Genomic DNA, 22,256 nt, shown 5'->3' on the forward strand with positions numbered 1-22,256 from the left:
GACGACGAGTAACGGTGCGCGTACGGAAGTTCCATGACGGCAGACGGGAATGGGGGGCTGCGGTGCGGACGGATTTCGTCGACCGTATGGAGCACATGGCCGAGTTGCGCTCGCTGCTGGCGGCGCTGGCCGAGGGGCGCGGCGGTCGGGCGATCGTGGTCGACAGCCCCTCGGGGATGGGGAAGTCGGCGCTGCTGAGGGCGTTCGAGGCAGACGCTGCCACCGCTGTCGAGCCCGGCACCTGCCGGGTCGTGTCGGCCCGCTGCCATCCGGGGATCGGGCCGAAACTGCGGTACGGGCCAGTCGTCGACCTTCTCCTGCGGCTGGCGCAGGACCAGGGCGCCAAGCAGTCCGGCATCGTCCGCAGGCTGCTGAACCTCACCGGCCAGGGCGTTGCCCGATCCGCGCCGGAGGTGCTCTCCGCGATCGTGCCCGGATTGGGTGCGCTGTTCACCCTGGGCAAGGAGGTCACGGAAGCCTCACTCGCCTCCGGGTCGACGCCTTTCGACAGCCTGCTGCCCTTCCAGCAGGGGGCGGCCGTACAGATCGTCGAAGCGCTGGTGGGCCTGGTCAGGCAGGGCCCGCCCACCGTGCTGCTCATCGATGACATCCAGCACAGCGACCCCAGCAGTCTGCTCGTTCTCGACCAACTGCTGCGCGGGCTGCCCGGGGAACCACTCGCTGTCGTCCTCAGCCACACCACCGACGGGGCGTACGCCGACGGCTCCGGTTCCATGGTCGAGGAACTGCTCCACCGCTGGGCGACGGAGGGGCTCCTGCGGCGGCGGGCGTTGTCGGGTCTGCCTCACGAGGCGGTGGCCGAGCTGGTCCACTCCCGGCATCCCGACGCTCCGCCTGGTCTTTCGGCGCGGCTGAGTCAGCTGACCTCCGGCCACGCCATCTTCGTCACACTCTGCCTGGACGCGTGGAGCCCCGAGGACGGCACCCGGATCGAGTTGCCCGCCAGCCTCTCGCGTGTGGTGGAAGACCGCCTGAGGGTGCTGACCGAGCAGGACCGTGAACTGCTCGTCATCGGTGCGACCCAGGGGGAGACGTTCTTCGCGCGCACGGTCGCCGCGGTCAAGGGGGCACCGCACGACGAGGTGATGGAGCGGCTGCGGCGCATCGCGACCGACCACCGGCTGATCCGGACGGAGGCGCTTCCCGAGTGGGCGCGGTGGGAGGCGTCGGACTGCTACCGGTTCGAGCACCGCGCCCTGTGGGGCGTGGTGTACGCCCAGCAGAGCCGGCAGCAGATGCGCTCCCGGCACGCCCGTATCGCGACCGAGCTCACCTCCGGTCCACTGGAGGACGCGCCGCTGGAACGCCGGCTGGAGATCGCCCGCCATCTCCGGCTCGGTGGACCGGAGTGCCTGGGCGCCTCGGCCGACGTCCAGTACGGGCTGGCGCGTGACGCCGCCATGGAGGGGCTGTCCTTCACCGAGGCCGAGCAGCACTGCGAGGAAGTGATCAACGCGGTCCGGCACCTGCCGGAGTCCGACGAACACCGGGACCGGCGGTTCGTGCAGGCCGTGGAACTGCTGCTGGCCTTGACGGAGGTACGGTGGCGGGGCCAGCACCAGCAGACCGGCGGACTGGACATCGACGCCCTGGCCGCCGAGGCCGAAGCGGCGGCAACCCGGTACGGAACCCCCGAGCTGGTGATCCGCACCACGCTGCTGCGCGGCAAGACCCTGCTCGCGACCCAGGGACTGGAGCCGTCCCTGGACAAGCTCCGCGCCGCGGTGGAACTGGCCGAGCGGCACGACGACCCGGTCCCGCTCTTCGTGGCCCGGGTCGAGTACGGGCGCCAGGTCTCCAAGCGGCGGCTGGCCGACGGGCTGACCCAGCTCCGCGAGGCGGAACGGATGTACGCCTCCGACCCGCGCCTCGGCGACCGACAGGACCCGGTCCTCCAGCATGCCCGCAACCTGGGAGAGATGCAGCTCGGCATCTCTCTCTACGACAGCGGACACCTGAGCGAGGCGCTTGACCGACTGCGCCGCTGCGCCGAGCGGCTGCGCGGCGAAGCGTTGAAGGCCGAGCTGCCGATAGCGCTCAACTACCTGGCGCAGGTGTACACCGGGCTCGGTGGCTACCGAGAGGCCGAGGAAGTCCTGCGCGAAGCCCTCGACTTCGAGGCGGAACGCGGCGGCGACAGCGGCTGGCACGCCTACAACACCGCCCTCCTCGCCCACCTTCTCGTCCAGCAGCCGGAACGACGCGGCCAGGCCCGGGAACTGGTCGCCGACGCGTGGGCGGAGACCGAGCGGACCTGGCTGGCCAACCTTGTCCCGATCGTCCGCAACCTCTACGCCGATATCCTGCTCCTCGCTTCGGACGGCCCCGGAGCACTGCTGGACCAGGCAGACCGGCTGGCCGTCGCCACGTGCGCCGAGACCCGACGCAGCGGCATGGTCCGCAGCCAGATCGCTGCGCACTCCCTGCGCAGCCGCATCCTGCTGCGGCAAGGCGCCCTGGCCGCAGCGGAGGACCAGGCCCGCGAGGCGGTGCGCATCCTGGACGAGGTCGGGGACATGCCGGCCCTGCGGACGGAGGAGGTCCTGTACCACTCGGCGGTCGTCCTGGCCGCGGGGGGCGTGCAGGAGGAAGCCCAGGCACTCCTCGAACGGGCACGACATGAGGTCTCCCGCAAAGCGGACCTGGTCACGGAGGACGAGCTGCGGGATCGCTTCCTCACCGAGGTCCCCCTCAACCACGCCATCCGTGAGGGCGCGGGGATCAGCCGGTGACCAGGGCGGACAGCCCGCGATGGGCACAGCGGACGGGTGGCAGACTGGGGCTGCCATGTTGAGGATCACCAAGGAGTTCCACTTCTCGGCCAGCCACGTCCTCGACCGGCTGCCGAGTTGGCACCCCTGCGCGCGGATGCACGGCCACAACTACATCGTCGTGCTGGAGCTGTCCGCGCGTCGCGAGGACCTCAATGAGGCGGGTTTCGTCCGTGACTACCGGGACCTCGACGCGTTCAAGAAATGGATGGATGACACCCTCGACCACCGTCACTTGAATGAGGCAATGGGGGGGGGTGTTTCCCCGTCCGCGGAGAACCTCGCCGCGTGGATCTTCGACCTCTGGACCGAGCACTTTCCGGAATTGACATCGGTCAGGATCTCCGAGACGCCCAAGACCTGGGCCGAATACCGACCTGAGCGGTGAACGGCGGCGGCTGATACCGCGGACGGGCCTGGGTCTTGATCCGCCCGTCCTTCGAGAGCGGGACCCAGGACCGGTCGAGACCGTAAGTGATCCACTCCTCGTCCGGGACGTTCTGCCCGTCGTCGGGGAAGACGTCTCCGATGCGGTGAACCGTCCATCCGCAGGCCCTCAGCCCCTCAGCCCCTCGGCGACACGACGACCGAGGTTCCGGTCGAGGAAGAACTCAGGCGGCAAGGTGCACCACTGCCTGGCAGAGGGCATCCACCTGCTCAGGCGTCATGTCGTAGTCGTACGCGATGTCCTCCACGGACTCCCCGGCCTCCCACAGGTCGGTGATGGCCTTGACCGTGACCCGGTTGGCGGCCACCACAGGGAGACCGTGGCCGAACCTCGGATCGATCACGACAGGGACGGAGTCCGGGTACTGCCGCAGTCGCAGGCTGGAGGGGAAGTCGTCGCCCGGTTCCCAGGTCAGGTAGCGGAGGTATTCGGAGACCACTTCCTGGATGGGAACCTGGCCGTCGCGGGCTCTGCGCAGATCCCCCAACCCGTGTTCGACAAAGATGTCCACGCCGTCCGTGGCGATCCGCCGGGAAACGAGGCCGTACGGGGTTTCTAAGGCATCCCGTACGGCGGCGGCCGCTTCCCGGATCTCGCTCATGCGCAGTCCCAGGGAGCGCAGAGAACGAAGGACGTGCGCCTCGGCCACCGCGATGAAGGGCACCGAAGGCTGCCCCTTCCGGACCGGCTGCACCTGGTGCACCAGAGGCGCTCCCGCGGCCTCGCGCTTGAGCCACGAGGCGAGAGTCGACTGCGGAATCTCAAGGTAGGAGGCCGTCTCCGTGGGCGTGAGAAGTCCGTCCTTGAACCTGTCGACCATGCTCCACCTCCCTCTTGACCCCGGGTTTCGCATCGTCCCACGTCAAGCCTCCCGCCTGCGGGCCGACCGCTCATCCGGCCAACGGTTCAGCCGGCCGCCCGGAGCGGATCCGCGGTCCGGCAGTCCCGGCAGTGGCCTGGTTCCGATGCGCGGAACGCCCGGTCGCAGCCGTCGCAGGTCTGGAGGGGCGGGACGGTCGGGCACTTTCCAGGGGGCGTCGGCTGGTGCGGGGCGGGCAGGGGCGTCTCGCGTAGGCGAAAAGCGAGGATGCCGGCCGGACGGGCACGGAGACGGTCGGGGAGCCTCGCGGTCAGCAACTCGGTGATCTGGGGTACTCCGACGCCTGCCGCGAGCCACTGGCCGACGGCCGGTGCGAGTCGGGCGGCCTCCTGCTGGGAGATGACCAGACGCGGATCGACTCGGCGCAGCGCGGCGAGTACGGCCACGGCCTGCGGATCGGCGTCTGCCAGCGGGCTCGGCGTCTGCGCCGCGGCCTGTCCGGGCGCGTCGTCCCGCCCGGTCGTGTAGGTGGGCGCGGCCTGTGCGGCTGCGGGCCGGTCCCGGGGCCGGCGCCGCCTCGGAGGCCAGGGCGGCCCGTCCGGGTCCGGATCACCGCCGGGGGCGTCGTAGAAGTACGTCCGGGTGCGGATCTGACCGGAGGGCAGTCGCTCGCGGCGGCGCTCCAGGTACCCGGCCGCCTCCAGCTCCCGGAGCGCTCGCGAGATTAAAATCTCGCCCTCGGTGAAGTGCTCGCACAGAGCGGCGATGCTCACGGGGGAGCCGTCAGGCAGGGAGAGGATGTACGCCGCGACGCCGACCGTGACCGCGCTGCCGCGCCGTTGGATGAGGGCGTTGGCGATCACGGTGAAGTCGGCCGTGAGGCGGGTGCGTACGTGGATCACGCCGGAGGCCGGAGCTACGGCGTCGGGGCGCAGGGGCACGTTAGACTGCGGGTCAGCCATCGGGAAGTCGCTTCTTCCTGATCGGTCAGGCCCTCGCTCGGGATGCCAGTCCCGGCCGGGGGCCGTGTCTGTCTGCGGTTGTCGCGGCGAACGTAACCCTCCGTATCTCGACTGTGCAAGCCGGTCACCCGGACGGGTGACGCGGACGGGTGGGTGGGTGGGTGGTTCTTTCCCCGGTTCTTTGGGAGGCCGGCGGCGCGCCGGGCCCTCGCGGACGAGGAACCGGCGGACCCCGGAGAGGGCGGGAGCGCTCGACCTGCTGCCGGGCGGCAGGGACCACCGGTGCTAATCAGCCAGATCGTCCACCAGAAGGTCCAGGGTGGCCTCCTCGTGGAGCGCGACGCCGAGGGCGGTCATGGCAGGGGCGAGGTCCGGGTCCCAGGCCGCGCCGACCGGCTGACCGTCGAGTGACAGCTGGGGAATGCCCTCGGCCTGGCTGCGGGCGGCGAGGCGCTCGTAGTCCTCTGCGCCCATGCGCCACGGCCGGGCTTCGTAGCGGCGGATGATCCGATTGGCCAGGGCGATCCCCGGCCAGTCGAAGTCGCCGTGGTACGCGAAGCGGCAGCCGGTGGCCGCGAGGGCGTCGAGAAGTGTGAGGACCACCGTGGCGGCGCTGCCGGAGGTGCACACCAGGGGCCGGACGCAGGCCGCGTCGGCCGCGGCTTCCACCACGCGCGGGTTTTCACAGATGTGGATCAGAGTGCCGGCGGGCAGCCGAAGCCGCAGGTCCAGCAGGTCGCGCGGGGTGAGGTGGGCTTCGGCGTGGTGGGCGGCCCGTTCCCGCAGGGCCTGCTGAGGGTCATGACACGCTCACCTCGGCATCGCCGTCGGCCGCGTCGGAGGAGGTACGGCCGACCTCCAGCTCAAGGTCGTCCAGCAGCAGGTCGCCGTCGATGGAGTGCAAGACGCACCGGGCGCCCGCCGTGCGTCGCACGGTGAGCCGGATGCCCAGCTTCGCCAGGACGTCCGGGACGGCCGGGTCCGCCAGCGGGCTCCCGCAGAAGACCCGCATGATCGCCAGGTGCTTCAGCCGCTCGGGAGCGCTGAGGTAGGTGTAGGCGTCCAACCGCCTGTGTGCTTCCTGGCCGGCGTCCCGAGCTGAGCTGGATGTGCGTCCCACCATGCCGGTGACGTTACGCGGCGCACTCAGACGCCGCCGCCAGGTGGCCTGAAATACGCCATGGATTGCCCAGCCGGGCGTCCTCGTGAGCTGATGGCTGCATAGGCGGTCACTGAATGATCGGGAAGGGTTGCTGCTCTGTCGTCTGGGTGAATATTTGAGCTCGCAAGGCTCTGGGGGCGGAAGTCACGGAACCAGCCTCCGGTACTCCCCTGGGTCGGAGATACTGGCGCTTCCGTGACCTCCTGGGGCCTTTCTGCAGCATGTTGTGCCTTGGTGATCACGCTCTGGCATTGGTGGCGTTGGCGAAGGAGTCTGTCCAGGTGGCGACCGCGACGGAGTATCCGCAGGGACCGGCGAGCAGTACCGCGGAGGCGGCGCCTATTCCACCGGTCCCGGAGCCGGGGCAGGTCGTCAAGGTCCGGGGCTCCACTTGGGCTGTGTCCGAGATCCAGAAGCAGGGCCTTCCCCGTAGCCCCGCGGACGAGGGCGTGCCGGGGCTGACGCACGTGGTCAGCCTGCAGTCATTGGACGAGGATCGGCTCGGGCAGGAGCTGATGGTTGTCTGGGAGCTGGAGGTCGGGCACACCGTCGCTCCGAACCAGGGCCTTCCGGAAACAGTGCGGGCGGAGGCGTTCGACGACCCGAACACCCTCGCCGCGTTCGTGGACGCGGTCCGCTGGGGTGCGGTCACCTCCGCGGACGCGAACTCTTACCAGGCTCCTTTCCGGAGCGGTGCCAATGTGGAGGCGTATCAGCTGGTTCCGCTGAGCCGCGCGCTGCAGTCGTCGCGTACGAACCTGCTACTCGCGGACGATGTCGGGCTCGGTAAGACCATCGAGGCCGGGCTTGTGGTGCAGGAGCTGCTGCTGCGGCACCGCGCGAGGTCCGTGGTGGTCGTGTGCCCGCCGAGCCTGTCGCTGAAGTGGCAGGATGAGATGCGGGAGAAGTTCGGCCTCGACTTCGTCATCGTCAACAGCGAGCTGATGGCGAAGGTGCGGCGAAGCCACGGACTGAACGCCAACCCTTTCCGGCTCTTCCCGCGAGTGATCGTGAGCATGGCGTGGCTGCCGTCACTGCGGTCGCAGCGCCTGCTGCGCGACGTGCTGGCCGATGTGCGGAGCGCGGGCACGGCCAGGCGATACGCGTTCGACGCGCTGGTGGTCGACGAGGCGCACCATGTGGCGCCGGCCAGCCCGACGACGGCGCCGGGGCAGCGTGGCTACGCGGTGGACAGCAAACGGACGACGGCGACGATGCGGCTCGCCGAGGCGTGCGAGCACCGGCTGTTCTTGAGCGCGACGCCGCACAACGGCTATTCGGAGTCGTTCACGGCCCTGCTGGAGATGATCGACGGCCGCCGGTTCACCCGCGGCGCGAGCATCGACGAGCAGGCGCTGAAGGAGGTGATGGTGCGGTGGCTGAAGACCGATCTGCCGGACAAGGGGTTCAAGACGCGGAAGCTGAAGACCCTCCCGTTCACGCCGTCGGAGGAGGAGCAGCAGCAGTTCGCGCGGTTGGAGCGGCTGCTGGCGGACAGTGCCCGGGCGAACGGCAAGGGCTCGGGTGGCGACATCGTCGCGATGCTGCTGAAGAAGCGTTTCTTGTCCAGCCCGTGGTCGTTCGCCCGCACCCTTGAGCTGTACGAGGGCGCGGACGGGAGCGACCGGCAGCTTCGGATGGACGACGAAGACCAGTACTACGCGGAGGTGCTGGGCAGCGGTCAGTCGGACGAGGAGGAGGGCGCGGCCGAGCACCCCGAGTTCACCGCGCTGCGCCACTCCAAGGGCTCGGACCCCCTGGTCGCGGCGACCAGCAGTGAGATCGCCTCGCTCATCGAGTGGGGGCGCCGCTATGAGCACAAGCCGGACTCCCGGCTGGATGAACTGCTGGCCTTCCTCAACGCGGTCTGCCGGCCGGACGGAACGCACTGGACCAACGAACGTGTCGTGGTGTTCACGGAGTACGCGGCCACCCTCGAATGGATCGAGCGCGTCCTGCGGCAGCGCGGCTACAACGACGTACTGGAGGTCATCCAGGGCTCGACCCCGACCGAGGAGCGGGAGAAGATCCGTGCCCGGTTCACCGAGAGCCCGGACAAGCACCCGGTCCGTGTCCTGCTCGCCACCGACTCCGCCGGCGAGGGCATCGACCTGCAGACCCACTGCCACCGCCTGGTCAACTTCGACATCCCCTTCAACCCGTCCCGCCTGGAGCAGCGCATCGGCCGGATCGACCGGTACGGGCAGACCAAGCCCCCGGAGATCTTCCACTTCGTGCCGGTCTCCAGCTCCACGACGTACGACGCGGACATGAAGTTCATGGGGATCATCGCGACCAAGGTCGGGCAGGCCACCGAGGACCTCGGCAAGGTCAACCAGGTCATCGACGCCGAGGTGCAGGAACACTTCGCCCCCACCCGTACGAGGCGCAAGGCCCGGCCGACTGCGCCGGACGACGGCAACGATGTGATCACCCGCGTGCTGGCCGGCGGAATGGAGCTGAACCGCGAGCTCACCAAGCTCTCGGAGACGTACGACGAGCGCAAGGCCGCCATGCACCTCACGCCCGCGAACGCCCGCCGGGTCGTGGACACGGCGCTTACGCTGGCCTCGCAGCCCCCGCTCATCGAGATCGGCGACGACCGCACCGAAGCACAGGTCTTCGAGATCCCGAACCTCAGCCGCTCCTGGCAGCCGGCTCTGCGTGGCCTGGACACCCGCCTCGAGCCTGGCGTCCCGCGCCCCGTCACCTTCGACGACCAAGCCGCGCAACACCGCACCGACCTGGTCCACATCCACCTCGGGCACGCCCTCATGCAGCGCGCCACCCGCACCCTGCGCTCCGCGCTGTTCAGTACGGACTCCCCGGTACACCGGGTCACCGCCGTCATCGCCCCCGGCCTTCCCGAGTCATGTGTCGCCGCCGTCTCCCGGCTCGTCCTGGTCGGACGCGGCGGGCTGCGCCTGCACGAGGAGGTGTTCCTCACGGGCGTCCGGCTGCGCGGTCAGGCCCTTGCCGAGTCCAAGGTCGAACTGGTCCTCGACGAGGCCCTCGACGCCACCGATCTGCTCCTCGCCGATGCGAAAGTACGTGCACACCTCGCCGAGCAGTGGAACGACGACGGCTCCCGGCTGCGCACACGCCTTCTGACCGCAATGGAACGCAAGAGCGCCAGCCGACAGGAGAAGGTCACCGAGGCACTCACCCAGCGCCGGGAAGCCGACATCAAGCGCGCCCACGAGATCTTCGGCGCCTTCCGGCTCAACCTGCGCGAGTCCCGTGACCGCCTGGAGCAGGAGATCCGCGCCGAGGAAGAGCTGCTGTTCACCGACGACCAGCAGAAGCAGCGACGCCGGGACCTGCACCACATGAACGAGCGCCTCGACAGCCTGGACGAGGAGGAGGCACGCGAGATCGCCTCGATCCAAGATCGCTACAGCGACATCAAGCCCTACGTATCCGCCGCCGCGGTCGTGTTCGCCCTCACTCCCGAAGACGCGAAGAACGGAATGGTCAAGGTATGAGCCGCCGCTACCCCCCGACTGCCGCCGGCCTGCACCGCGCCTGGCTCCAACTCGTCGACGCCGACGGCCCCTTCCTCGCCGTTCCCGCTCTGGAACGCGTCTACCCACAGGGCATCCCCCAACTCGACTCTCGGGCGCTCGACGCCATCAAGGACGCCAAGCCCGCCTTCGAGAAGGCATGGGAGAACTGGGACGAGCACCCGGGTGACGAAGCCGCCCTTGCCCTGTACCGCGAGGCCCGCGACACCTGGGTCGACCTCGTCCTGCGCCAGGGCCTGCGCTGGGGCGCCTCCTACACCGTGCCCGCCCCAGTCGCCGCCGAGGTCCGCTCACCCGACTACACCGTCACCGTGCGCGCCGACGGAGCCCTCGTCCACGGCGACACCACCGGCGCCCTCGTCCTGATCACCGACCCCACGGACTCCCTGCGCGACCCGCTCACCGACGGCTGGTCGGCCAGCCCCATCGACCGCATGGAAGAGCTGCTGCGCGCCTCCGGCGTCCCCATCGGCGTCGTTACCGACGGCCGCTGGTGGGCGATCGTCAGCGCCCGCCCCCAGACCATGGTCGCCTCCGGCATCGTCGACGCCCAGACCTGGATCGAAGAGCCCCAGACCCGCAACGCCTTCATCGAACTCCTCCAGCGCCGCCGCCTGGTAGGCGGCAAACAACAGGACCGGCTGACGGAACTCTTCGGCGAGTCCGTCACCGCCGCCGAGAAGATCACCGAAGCACTCGGCACCCAGGTCCGCCGTGCTGTCGAACTCATCGTCCAAGCCCTGTCCGAAGGCGCCCTGGACGCACAGCGACGCGGCGAGCCCGACCCGCTGCCGGCGGCAAGAGGCGAGGTCTACGAGGCCGCCGTCACCGTCATGATGCGCGTCGTCTTCCTCCTCTTCGCTGAAGAACGCGGACTGCTGCCCCAGAGCCGCCTCTTCGCCATGGGATACGGCATCAGCGACGAACTCGACCGCCTCGACGCCCGCGAGAAGGATGAGGGCGAACAGGCCCTCGACGCCACGTTCCTGACCTGGCACCGGCTCCTGGCCACCTCCCAGGCCCTGTACCGGGGCGCGACCTTCGAGGACCTGCGCCTGCCCGAGTACGGCGGCTCCCTCTTCGACCCGGCCCGCTTCCCCTTCCTCACCGCCTGCGACTCCCAGGACACCCTGGCCATCACGGTCAGCGACCGCGTCATGCTCGAAGTCCTGCGCGCCGTCCAGATCGCCCAGCTGCCCGGCGGAGCACGACGGATCTCCTTCCGCCACATCGACGTCGAACAGATCGGCTACATCTACGAGGGCCTGCTCGGCTACTCCTGCGAGCCCGCCGAAGAGATCATCGTCGGCCTCACCGGCAGCGCGGGATCCGAACCCGAGATCCCCCTCGCCACCCTCGAAGAACTCAGCCAGGCCAAGCGCACCGAGACTGCGCTGGCCGACGCGATCCTCGCCTGGATAAAGCAGCACCAGCCGGCCGCGAAGCCGACCAGCAAAGCCGCCCTGACCAAGGCTCTGAAGGCGGGTGACACCCTCGACGACACCGAGATCGCCCTGCGCGACGTCACCGACGACCCCGAACTGCGCGACCGGCTCCGCCCTTTCATCGGAATCATCCGCCGCGACCTGCGCAACCGACCGCTGGTGGTCGAGCCAGGCGGCGTCCTGCTGGTGGAAACCCCCTCGCGCGCCTCGGCCGGCGCGCACTACACGCCCCGCTCGCTGGCCGAGGAAGTCGTCCGGTACGCGCTGGAACCCCTCGTCTACTCGCCCGGACCCCACCAGACCGCGGACCAGGACGCATGGCGGCCGATCGACTCCGACCAGATCCTCGATCTGCGCATCGCCGACATCGCCTGCGGCTCGGGCGCCTTCCTCGTCGCCGCGGCACGGTATCTCGCAGACCGGCTCGTCGAGGCATGGCAGCGCGAGGGCGTGGCGTACGGAAGAACACCGCACGACCTGCACGTCCACGCGATAAGGACCGTCGTCGCGACCTGCCTGTACGGCGCCGACATCAACGGCATGGCCGTGGAGATGTGCAAGCTGTCGCTCTGGTTGGTGTCGCTGGACCCGAAGCTCCCGTTCTCCTTCGTCGACGACAAGGTCCTGCACGGCAACGCCCTGCTTGGCCTGACCGATGCCAACCAGCTGCGCAGCCTTCACATCGACCCCGCCTCGGCCGGCAACCAGTTCAGCATCTTCGCCCTGGACGTGGACGACATCCTGGACCAGGCCAGCCGCCTGCGGCGCCAGCTCGCCACCGAGGTCGACGACAACGACCCGCAGCGCTCTGCCGCCACCAAGCGGCGGCAGTTCCGCCGGTACCAGGAACTGACGGAACAGCTCGCCGATGTCGCGGACGGGGTGATCGCGGCCGGGCTTCGGTGGGGCGGGAAGCCGGGGAAGCAGTTGAAGGCTGCGTACGAAGATCTGCGCATCGCGGTGGAGAGCGAGTACCCAGCCGGTGGCGGAGAGGCGGACCGGACGATGCTCGACGGCATCAAGAAGGCCGGTCTCACACCGACGGTGACGACGGACTACGAGCAGTGGAAGCCGCTGCATTGGATTCTGGCCGTGCCGGACGTGATGGAGCGGGGTGGGTTCGATGCAATCGTTGGTAACCCGCCGTTTCTGGGAGGGCAGAAGCTCACCGGCGCCATGGGCACGAACGTTCGTGATTGGTTCGTCGCCGTGATCGCGAGTGGCCGCAAGGGTAGCGCCGACCTCGTTGCTTACTTCGCGCTCCGGGCTCATCAGCTCCTTACGGCTCGGGGCAACACCGGCCTCATTGCTACCAACACGCTCGCGCAGGGCGATACACGTGAAGTGGGTCTAGACCAGATCACTGGTCGTGGCGTCGAGATCCAACGGGCCATCAAGAGTGCGCCTTGGCCGTCTTCCTCAGCCGCGCTGGAGTACTGCGCGGTGTGGACCAGCCAGGAGCAGCTCCCGCCTGAAGCAGGGCGCGTCCTGGACGGCGAGCAGGTAGCTGGCATCACCTCCTCACTCGACCGCAAGTCCCGCGTTGAGGGGCGGCCATTCCGGCTGGTAGCCAACCAAGGAAAATCGTTCATCGGGTCGTACGTCCTGGGTAAGGGCTTCATCCTGGAGTCCGATCAGGCGCACGAGCTGATCGCACGGGACCCCCGCAACAAGGACGTCCTCTTCCCCTACCTGAACGGCGAAGACCTCAACTCGCGACCCGACTGCTCCGCGAGCCGATGGGTGATCAACTTCCACGACTGGCCTGAGGAACAGGCACGGAGATATCCCGAAGTATTCGACATCATCGAGCGCCTCGTGAAACCCGTGAGGCTCAAGGTCACTCACAGCAAGAACGCTCGGGAGAAGTGGTGGCAGTACGAGCGCCGTCGTCCTGAGCTGTACTCAATCATCTCTGATCTCGACCGTGTCCTGGTGGTAGCTCTTGTCAGCAGGACGGTGATGCCGACCTGGACGTCTAGCCAGCAGGTCTTGGCACATAAGCTCTGCGTCTTCGCGGTCGATGAAGATGAGTATCTTGCCTTCATGGCTAGTTCGTTTCATGCCAGCTGGGCATGGCGCAACTCGTCGACAATGAAGGCAGATCTAAACTATTCGCCTTCCGACGTCTATGAGACTCTCCCTCATCCTAAATTTAATCACGCTCTTGCGGAACAGGGCGCAGCTCTGCATCGACTCCGAAAAGAGCTCGCGATGGAACGTAGCGAAGGACTAACAAAGCTATACAACGCCTTCCACGACCCCGCCGTTACTGATGCCGACATTCGGGCCCTACGGGAAGTGCATGAGCTCATCGATCGCACAGTTGCAGACTTGTACGGATGGAACGATCTGGACATTCGGCACGACTTTCATGAAACAAGGCAAGGCGTTCGCCGCACTCTTGAAGGCGCCATCAATGCCGAGATTCTCGATCGACTGCTCGAACTAAACCACGAGCGTCATCGCGCCGAAGCAGGATGATGAACGACCGTCTCCTTGATTTTCGTTGAATCTCGGGCGATACTCACGCCTCCTTTTGGTTGCGTGCATGATTGAGCTCGAGCAAGCGGTCAAGGATCTCCGCTTGGGTGGCATTAACAAAAGTGCGGCGAGTCCCCCTCTTCCCCTGATGGAAGACGTACTCGAGGTCGAGGTCGCCCCACCCGTAAGCGTCCACCACAGCCTGATCGATGCGGGTGTGAATATCTCGCAGCTCGCCGATTTCCCTCTCAGTGGCGGCGGGGTCGTGAAACCTGTTATAAAGCTTCGTCAGGCCGAGATTGCATTCGAACATAATCGAAGATCGAGTCTCATTTAGGAGGGAGCCCAGTTCTGTCAGGTCCTTCATGCCTGAGGGGGGTGGATGCGGGAATGTCTCGAAAACGTCGGAAGGCGTATAACGCAAGTCACCCTTAAGGCTGGATCCCCATGCATTCACCCACAAGTAATGGATACCGCTACTGAGCAGTGCGAGGTCCGATGTGCTATTACTTGCAAAGATTACGGTGGCTTCACTGATTACCTGGCCTGTTGGGGTGAAGACCGGGAGGCACGTCTTGCTGACGCGAGCTACCACCAGGACACGGTCAAGCTCTCGGATAGCCTCGTACAATTTCGGGGCGCGCTCGGCGAACTGCCACCAACGTTCCCTGCGCGCGGCTCGGCTGTTCTGCGCTCGTACGGGTTTCACGAGGCGCTCGGTGATGTCGAATACTTCGGGATATCTCCGTGCCTGTTCCTCAGGCCAGTCGTGGAAGTTGATCACCCATCGGCTCGCGGAGCAGTCGGGTCGCGAGTTGAGGTCTTCGCCGTTCAGGTAGGGGAAGAGGACGTCCTTGTTGCGGGGGTCCCGTGCGATCAGCTCGTGCGCCTGATCGGACTCCAGGATGAAGCCCTTACCCAGGACATTGGATCCTTGGAAGGACTTGCCACGGTTGGCTACCAGCCGGATGCGAATAATGGCTATCGTCTGACTTTTTTCTGAGTTCACTGCCAGGCATAATCGTTGTGCGAGCGGTCAAGGATTGCGGCATGGTGATCGAAAGGTATGTCGCGACCCAGCGTGCGGACGGCTACGCTGCCAACACCATCCGTGCCCGAGTGAACTGCATTAAGGCGATCGCAAAATATTCGGGACTGATGCCTGAAGAGATCCGCACAGAGCACGTCCAGTCGTACTTTGCGACTCGGGCGCTCACTAGCTGGACCCGGCGTACCTATCTCAATCACCTCTCGTCTTTCGGTAAGTGGCTCGGCAGTAATCTCATTGCTGGGCTTCGGAAGCCGCCGGCTCCTCGTTCCACCCCGAACCCCATCGCGGAGCGCGATCTCAAGGAGCTGCTGCGCACGACCCGGTCCGATCACCGGGCGTGGGTGCTGCTTGGTGCCTTCTGTGGGCTCCGAGCACATGAGACTGCCAAGCTGGCTGCCGAAGACCTGCATGACAGCAACGACGGGCAAACACTCCTACGTGTAGTGGGCAAGGGCGGGCGGACTGATGTTGTCCCAGTGCCGCCCGTGGTGCTCGCAGCGCTCAACCGCAAGGGTAGCGGACAATTTTGGCCCGACCTTCGGCCTGAAAAGGTCTCGCGCTCCATCTCTCGGGCCGCCGCGGCCATGGGAGTGAAGATGCGTTATCACCAACTCCGTCACCGTTTCGGAACTGCCGTCTACCGGGCTTCCGGGCAGGATCTGCTCCTGACTCAGAGGCTCATGCGGCATGCGTCTCCTGCGACCACTGCCGGTTACGCGGCGGTCGCTGACGATCGGTGCCAGGAGGTCGTGCAAGCCCTTCCCGGTGCTCTTGTCCCGTGATGGTGATCGCGTGGCCGTCATCTGATCTGAGGAGACAAACCCCCGATACGTGCACGGGGCGCGGGGCACTTTCGTGATCAGGTTCGGCTGTCAGTGCTACGCGATAGCTTCAGCCGAACAGATCGCGAAGGGTCGGGGTGAGGCCGGGATGCCCACGAAAGAAGCGGTTGGGGCCGTTGCAGTAGGCTTCAGCACGGCCCTCTATGCGGTGCTGGAGCCCTCCAGGCTGACTCTGGACGGGCTGAGATGAATCTGGGCGAGGAGCAGGTCAAGTGAGTGTCCCCCAACCCACGCGCGATCTGTCCTATCCGCTCTCTTTTGAGCCGGACGGACGCTCCTGGACGGCCCGCGAGAACCTGGTCGACATCCTGGAGCGTGAGCTTCTCGGCCCGGCGAACGGCCCGGACGAGATCCTCGATGGCGTCCCCGACTCGGCGTACTTGATCGGGCGGATAGCGCCCGTGCGCCTCACCGCTGGGCAGGAGGACCCCGGCGAGGCGGGATCGGACGACGCTGCGACCGACGTGGGCGACGCTGTGGACGCCGCCGAGAGCCGGGGCGTGCCGCTCACCGCCGTCGACGACAGCAGCGCGAGCTCGGACGAGGACGAGGTCGAGGTCGAGGACCAGCCGCAGAAGCGTGGGCTGATGATCCCGGCGTCGATGGGGCTGCGTTTCCAGATCCCTGACGATGTAGACGAGTTCACGGTGACCGCCTCGTGGGGCACGTACGAGCCGGTGAAGGAGAAGCGCGGGGAGGGAACCCAGGACGGCGAGGCCGAGGGCGCGGCACCCGCTCCGGCTCTCCGTCGGTTCCAGCGCACCCCGCACGCCATCGCCAAGACAATCAAGGTCGCCGACCTGAAGCCGTCCCGTACGACCGAGATTGTGCTCAAGGACAAGATCCTGCTTCGGGTGGATCGGTACGACGACTCCGAGCGCGGCTGTCGGCTGATCGAGATGACCTTGTGCAATGACCGGGAGACGCCTCGCAAGATCCCGGTCGAGGCGTGGCTGTACCAGACCAAGCTGTCGGTGTCGGCCGGTGGTACTGAGGTGTTCCTACCGGTCAATGACGTACTCCTGGATACGTGCGAGGAGCCGGACGACGAGCTGCGGCGACTGCGGCTCCAGTACCGCAACCGTTTGGAGTTCGCCCATGGCCGGACCTGCTCGGTGGACTGGGAGGTAGCAGAGGGAGCGCGCAGGGCCAGTGAGGTCTGGACGACTTGGCTGCCGGTGAGTGAGACACCGCAGACGGCCGCCGAGGAGATCGGCGCGGCTCTGCTGGATATGCGGCGGCTCCAGGAGGCGTCGACCGACGAGCTGCGTACGGGTCTTGAGCCGATCGTCGAGGGTTACACGGCCTGGCTAGACGGCGAGGAGCGGCGGGCCAAGGCTCTTCCGGAGCATCTGCGGTCCGAGGGTCTGGACGCGGTCACCGAGGCGCGCCGGGTGCAACGCCAGCTTGAGGAGGGTCTGAAGCACCTCCTCGAGGACGAGGAGGCGTTGCGCTGCTTCCGGTTCATGAACCGGGTGATGGCCGATCAGCGTGTGCAGTCGCAGGTCGCGGAGTGCCGGGCGAGCCGGCCGGAGGAGAGCATCGATGAGGTGCGCGAGGCGATCCTCGCGGAGAAGGGGGCCTCGGCGCATTCGTGGCGTACCTTCCAGCTCGCCTTCGTGCTCATGCAGTTGCCGTTGCTGTCTGATCCGGCGGCCGAGAAGCGGTCGGGGGATCTGGCCAAGGCGCAGCTGCTGTTCTTCCCGACCGGTGGTGGCAAGACGGAGGCGTATCTGGGTCTGGCCGCGTACACGTTCGCGATCCGGCGCCGCCAAGGTGTGGTGGATGCCTTCGACGGTCCGTTGGACGGACGCTCCGGGGTGGCCGTACTGATGCGGTACACGCTGCGTCTGCTCACCGCCCAGCAGTTCCAGCGTGCCACCGCCCTGGTGTGCGCGGCAGAGCTGGCGCGGCGCGGTGATGAGGCGACGTGGGGGGAGGAGCCGTTCCGGATTGGGCTGTGGGTCGGTACCGACGTGAGCCCGAAGCGGTACGACGAGGCTGCCGAGCAGTTGCAGAAAGCTCATGGGGGCCGTGGCTATCGGCTGACGGTGCTGCAGATCCAGCGCTGCCCCTGGTGCGGGACGAGGGTCGAGGCGCGCGATGTGCGCACGGAGCCCGCCTTGCGCCGGGTGTACGTGTACTGCGGGGACGAGCTGGCCGACTGCCCGTTCGCCGACGGCGGTGAGGTCCCGGACGGGCTGCCGGTGCTCACGGTGGACGAGGAGATCTACCGGCTCGCGCCGACGTTCGTCATCGCCACGGTGGACAAGTTCGCCCGCCTGGCGCGGGAGGGCGAGGCCGCCTCGCTGTTCGGGCACGTCTCGCGACGCTGCGAACGGCACGGATTCGTGCATCCCGACTATCAGCAGTGCGACATCAAGGAGGGCAGCAAGCACCCCAAGAAGGACGGCTTGCCGGCAGCCCCCGTTCACCCGGCCACGCGACTGCGGCCCCCGGATCTGGTCATCCAGGACGAGTTGCACCTGATCACCGGGGCACTCGGCACGACGGTGGGCCTGTTCGAGGTCGCCATCGACGTGATGGCCGACTGGCGGACGAAGGACGGGCGCCCGGTGCGTCCGCTGCTCGTCGCCTCCACGGCCACCGCCCGTAACGCGGCGGAGCAGGTGCGTGCGCTGTACGGGCGCGACATCACCATTTTCCCGCCACAGGTCCTGGATGCCGGGAACACCTACTTCTCCAAGGAGATCCCGGTCTCCGAGGAGCACCCGGGGCGCCGGTACGTCGGGATCAGTACCACCGGGGTACGCTTGACCACGGCGGAGATCCGGGTTGCCGAGGTTCTCCTGGCCGGCGGGCAGCTGCTTCTCGACCGCTCCGGCAGCGTGGCCGATCCATACATGACCCTGGTCGGCTACTTCAGCGCCACCCGTGAGCTCGCCGGCATGGCCCGGTACATGAGCGACGACATCCAGACCGCGCTCGCCAAGGGCCGTCCCTGGTCGAAGCTGTCCCGTCGCACCGGAACCGACTACGGTTCACTGCACGTCGCCGAGTTGACCTCGCGCGTGGCCAGCGCGGACATCACCGCGACCCTGGACCAGATGGCGATGGCGTTCGACCCGGGCTTCGACTCCACCGCGGGCAAGCGCAACCGGCGCGCGCTGCGGGAGGTGAAGAAGCCGGAGCCCACGCGTGAGGTCAATCCGTACGACGTGGTCCTGGCCACCTCCATGCTCCAGGTGGGCGTGGACGTGACCCGCCTTGGCCTGATGCTCGTGGTCGGGCAGCCGAAGAACACCGCGGAATACATCCAGGCGTCCTCCCGTGTGGGCCGTACAGCGGACCGGCCGGGCCTGGTGATCGCGCTCGGAAACTGGGCGCGGCCGAGGGACCTCGCCCATTTCGAGCAGTTCCGCCACTACCACGAGACGTTCTACGCCCAGGTGGAAGCGCTGTCGGTGACACCGTTCTCGGTGACCTCGCTGGAGCGCGGCCTGGACGGCGTGCTGGTCAGCGCCGCTCGTGTCCTGCAGGCCGCCAAGGCCGGCCACGGCCAGGGGCTGTCCCCGGAGGACGGGGCGGCCCGTATCGAGGCCGAGCAGCACTTCGCGGGCGAACTCGTCGACGCCCTCGTCCGTCGCGTTGCGCGGGCCGGCGACGAGGACGCCGCCACCCGTGCCCGCCTGCGCCTGGAAAACCGGCTCGACCAATGGGGCAAGCGCCGCAAGAGCCTCATGGAGGACCGCAAGTCGCTGGTGTACGAGAGGGTTCTGGACGACGGTCGGCACGACGCGCTGATGATGAGCGCGGAGAACGTCAAGGCGGGCATCGGCACTCGCGACGCCGCGCCGTTCACCGTGGCGAACTCGATGCGTGAGGTGCAGCCGGAAATCAACCTCCTGGTGAGCCCGATCAAGGAACGGCTGGTGTACCGCGCACCTGACCATGCCCCTCAGTGGAAGATGCCGGAGGACAACTCGTGAGTGACGAGACGCGCTTCGTCTACGACGTCGCCCACGCCGTCGACCCGCTGGGCGACCTGGAGCAGGAGGCGGAGAAAGCCACCAAGCACAACCGTGCCAAGGTCGGTTCGGCCCGCCCCTCGTCCCTGCTCTACACATACGGTCCCGGCGCGATCATGGACTTGCCGCAGTTCACGATCATGCCCACTGGCCTGGACGACTGGGACCGCATCTGGCGGCGCCGCGACTCCGCGCCCCCACAGATTCACGCGCCGCGCCTGCGTGACGTGGTCCGGATGATGTTGCGTTCCCCCGACGTCCAGCTGCGGCCGTATCCCTGGCAGCCGAAGAAGCACAGCCGGTCCGCTGAAGGCAACGACCTCGGAGTCCCCTCCCGGGTCTTCCCACAATGGCTACGGTGCACGGGCTGCGACATGCTCGGACTGCTCACTCAGTTCGACTACCGCAACACGCACCCCTTCCGCACCGACCTGGCCGTTTTCGAGCATGCCAAGTGCACGGGCCGCGCAGGCGCCGGCACTCGCAAGCCGATGCGCCGCACCGCCATCCCGGCCCGGTATCTGCTGGCCTGCGTCGACGGACACCTGGACGAGTTCCCGTATGACCTGTGGGTGCACCACGGCCAGCCGTGCACCCAGGCGGAGCTGCCCGCCCTGAAGATGGTCGACCGGACTGCGGGCAAGGGCGCCTCGGCCGTCATTCACTGCGCGTCCTGCGACACGCGGCGGCCCATGAACGAGGCCCAGGGCGAGGCCGGCAGGGCGAAACTTCCGCAGTGCCGTGGACGCCACCCCCACTTGGACGCCTTCGAGCCCAAGGGCTGCCGCAACGAGACCCGGCTGATGCTCGTCGGCGCCTCCAACCTGTGGTTCCCGGCCACCCAGTCGATCATCGTGATGCCGGAGTCCCAGGAGGAACAGGCCAGTGACCTGGCCGACCGGATCCGCACCGCGCTGGGCGACAAGCTCGCCAAATACCGCGACAACCTCGAGCTGATCCGGGACCTGCTGGACGACCGCGTCGACGTCACCGACCTGTCCGACCACGACCTGGAACAGGTCCTTCAAGCCGCCTCCGCCCCCACCGACACCCCGGAGGAACAGGAAGAGAAGCTCCGCGACTGGGACCCGGTCGACCTCCTCGTCCCCGAATGGCGTTACCTGCTGCGTGACATCGTCGGCACCCGCGTCGAGGACCCCAAGAGCGGCCTCACCCTCGCCACCCGTATTCGGGGCGACGCCATGCGGCCTGAGATCACCCGCGTGCTCGCGGTCGAACGCCTCCGCAAGGTAAATGCCTTGGTCGGCTTCACCCGCATCGACGACATGGACCGCGTCGGCGACCTCCCGCGCCGCCTGGCCCCACTGACGCGCACGTCCCGGCCAAGCTGGACCGTGGCCACCGAGGACCGCGGCGAAGGCATCTTCCTCCAGCTCGACGAGAACGCCGTCGCCGCATGGGAAAAGCACGTCCTGGACACCGACCTGTGGAGACTCCACAGAGAGGCACACCGCAGAAACTTCGAACGCCGCTTCTCCGACACGGCGGGCCAGATCGACCCCGACAGCCGACTGAAGCCTCCTCGCTACTGGCTCGTCCACACCCTCGCCCACATCCTTATCCGCGAACTTGCCCTGACCTGCGGCTACTCGGCCGCCAGCCTCAGCGAACGCCTGTACGCGTGGCCCGCCGCCGAAGGCCGTGATCCCGCCGCCGGCCTTCTCATCTGTACCACCGCCTCCGACAGCGACGGCACCCTCGGCGGGCTCGTACAGCTCAGCGAGCCAACACGTCTCCAGCAGGTCGTCGGCAGCGCACTACGCAAGGCCGCACGCTGCTCCTCCGACCCCATCTGCTCCAAGCGCACCCCACAGGACCCCGAGGACTTCCTCCACGGCGCCGCCTGCCATTGCTGCGTCATGGCGTCGGAAACCTCCTGCGAGCGCGCCAACCGCTTCCTCGACCGCCGCTTCCTGCTCGACCTGCCCGGCAGCGACCTCGGCTTCTTCCAGGCCCATGAGTGACGCGGACGCGCCACGCCGGCTCGGTCGCCTCCTGACCGGAACCGAGGCGAAGGACATAGCCGACCGCCTGGCCGACGGCGACACCTTGACCACCGCACTCAAGGTCGTCGCGGTCGGCCAGCGAGCAGAGATCCGGCGGCTACTAGAGGTGGTGGCCCGAGACGCCAAAGCGAGGTATCAGCAGGTTCTGGTCCTGCGGGCAATCGAGGGGGCACGGGCGCTTCCGACCACGCTGTCACCACTGTGGACCATGCCTGGACACCTCGCCCAGAGCGGGCCGCTCACGACCTCAGTGACCCACCTCGTGGACAGCGCCCGCCACGCGATCACCTGCTCGACCTTCAACTTCCAGCGCAGTTCAGCACTCTGGACGTCACTGCGGACGGCCGCACAGCGCGACGGAGTCGGCGTCCGCGTCTACATGGACACCCGGGCCGCTGACGGCAGCGGACAACACTGGTCCCCTTCGACCACAGAGGTAGCCGCGCACCTGGCTCCGGCCGAGGTATGGCGGACCAAAAAATTCGACGGCGGGTACGTCCGCAATCACGCCAAGTTCCTCGCCATCGACCACCACCTCCTCCTGGTCACCAGCGCGAACTTCTCCTGGAGCGCAGAGAACAACAACGTCGAGTTCGGCGTCCTCATCGACAACCCGAACCTCACCGAAGCCGTCGAGCGCGAGCTGCAGGAGGCAGAGAGGGCCTTGTACGAACGGATCTCTTAGCTTGTTCTTTAAGGTCTGACCTGGT

Annotated in this window: 14 protein-coding genes; 8 read left to right on the top strand and 6 right to left on the bottom strand. The window is 67.5% G+C overall.

What is annotated here, in order from left to right; all coding sequences use genetic code 11:
* The first annotated feature begins 86 nt into the window (after nucleotides 1–86).
* Complete coding sequence (locus tag RKE29_RS01790; protein WP_312003185.1) at nucleotides 87–2,753, top strand: AAA family ATPase; 2,667 nt, start codon at nucleotides 87–89, stop codon at nucleotides 2,751–2,753.
* Between the two features lie 55 nt (nucleotides 2,754–2,808).
* Entirely contained in the window at nucleotides 2,809–3,180 is a 372-nt protein-coding gene (locus RKE29_RS01795) for a 6-carboxytetrahydropterin synthase (RefSeq protein WP_312003186.1), read from the top strand.
* Here the strand turns inward: RKE29_RS01795 and RKE29_RS01800 are convergent.
* The 5 genes from RKE29_RS01800 to RKE29_RS01820 form a co-directional block, all read right to left on the bottom strand.
* Nucleotides 3,128–3,352 (bottom strand): hypothetical protein, encoded by a 225-nt coding sequence (locus tag RKE29_RS01800; protein WP_312003203.1) that lies wholly within the window; start codon nucleotides 3,350–3,352, stop codon nucleotides 3,128–3,130. The two genes, RKE29_RS01795 and RKE29_RS01800, sit on opposite strands and share 53 nt — an antisense overlap.
* A gap of 51 nt (nucleotides 3,353–3,403) precedes the next feature.
* Nucleotides 3,404–4,060: a DUF433 domain-containing protein gene (locus RKE29_RS01805; RefSeq protein ID WP_312003187.1), complete on the bottom strand. Its 657-nt coding sequence runs from the start codon at nucleotides 4,058–4,060 to the stop codon at nucleotides 3,404–3,406.
* Between the two features lie 86 nt (nucleotides 4,061–4,146).
* Nucleotides 4,147–5,022 (bottom strand): hypothetical protein, encoded by an 876-nt coding sequence (locus RKE29_RS01810; protein WP_312003188.1) that lies wholly within the window; start codon nucleotides 5,020–5,022, stop codon nucleotides 4,147–4,149.
* Nucleotides 5,023–5,307: 285 nt separating this feature from the next.
* Nucleotides 5,308–5,808: a DUF2399 domain-containing protein gene (locus tag RKE29_RS01815; RefSeq protein ID WP_312003204.1), complete on the bottom strand. Its 501-nt coding sequence runs from the start codon at nucleotides 5,806–5,808 to the stop codon at nucleotides 5,308–5,310.
* A gap of 13 nt (nucleotides 5,809–5,821) precedes the next feature.
* Entirely contained in the window at nucleotides 5,822–6,145 is a 324-nt protein-coding gene (locus RKE29_RS01820; RefSeq protein WP_312003189.1) for a hypothetical protein, read from the bottom strand.
* Between the two features lie 260 nt (nucleotides 6,146–6,405).
* Here RKE29_RS01820 and drmD point away from each other — a divergent pair, with 260 nt between their 5' ends.
* Together drmD and RKE29_RS01830 are read left to right on the top strand one after the other, a co-directional pair.
* The gene (drmD, locus tag RKE29_RS01825) at nucleotides 6,406–9,669 is read left to right on the top strand and encodes a DISARM system SNF2-like helicase DrmD (protein ID WP_312003190.1); all 3,264 of its coding nucleotides are present in this window, start codon (nucleotides 6,406–6,408) and stop codon (nucleotides 9,667–9,669) included.
* Nucleotides 9,666–13,637 (top strand): DNA methyltransferase, encoded by a 3,972-nt coding sequence (locus tag RKE29_RS01830; protein ID WP_312003191.1) that lies wholly within the window; start codon nucleotides 9,666–9,668, stop codon nucleotides 13,635–13,637. The genes drmD and RKE29_RS01830 overlap by 4 nt, the downstream gene beginning before the upstream one ends.
* 43 nt (nucleotides 13,638–13,680) lie before the next feature.
* Here the strand turns inward: RKE29_RS01830 and RKE29_RS01835 are convergent, their stop codons facing one another.
* Nucleotides 13,681–14,646 (bottom strand): type IIL restriction-modification enzyme MmeI, encoded by a 966-nt coding sequence (locus tag RKE29_RS01835; RefSeq protein WP_312003192.1) that lies wholly within the window; start codon nucleotides 14,644–14,646, stop codon nucleotides 13,681–13,683.
* A gap of 41 nt (nucleotides 14,647–14,687) precedes the next feature.
* Between RKE29_RS01835 and RKE29_RS01840 the strand changes: the two genes are divergently transcribed.
* From RKE29_RS01840 to drmC, 4 genes are all read left to right on the top strand, one after another.
* Nucleotides 14,688–15,470 carry a tyrosine-type recombinase/integrase gene (locus RKE29_RS01840; protein WP_312003193.1) on the top strand — a complete coding sequence of 261 codons (783 nt, stop codon included), beginning with the start codon at nucleotides 14,688–14,690 and terminating at the stop codon, nucleotides 15,468–15,470.
* 272 nt (nucleotides 15,471–15,742) lie between these two features.
* Complete coding sequence (drmA, locus tag RKE29_RS01845) at nucleotides 15,743–19,480, top strand: DISARM system helicase DrmA (protein WP_312003194.1); 3,738 nt, start codon at nucleotides 15,743–15,745, stop codon at nucleotides 19,478–19,480.
* Nucleotides 19,477–21,504, top strand: coding sequence for a DUF1998 domain-containing protein (locus RKE29_RS01850; protein WP_312003195.1), 2,028 nt, complete (start codon nucleotides 19,477–19,479; stop codon nucleotides 21,502–21,504). Before drmA ends, RKE29_RS01850 begins: the two co-directional genes overlap by 4 nt.
* Entirely contained in the window at nucleotides 21,497–22,231 is a 735-nt protein-coding gene (gene drmC / locus RKE29_RS01855; RefSeq protein ID WP_312003196.1) for a DISARM system phospholipase D-like protein DrmC, read from the top strand. Before RKE29_RS01850 ends, drmC begins: the two co-directional genes overlap by 8 nt.
* Nucleotides 22,232–22,256 lie beyond the last annotated feature (25 nt).

The sequence above is a fragment of the Streptomyces sp. B1866 genome (assembly GCF_031932565.1).
Taxonomy (GTDB): Bacteria; Actinomycetota; Actinomycetes; order Streptomycetales; family Streptomycetaceae; genus Streptomyces.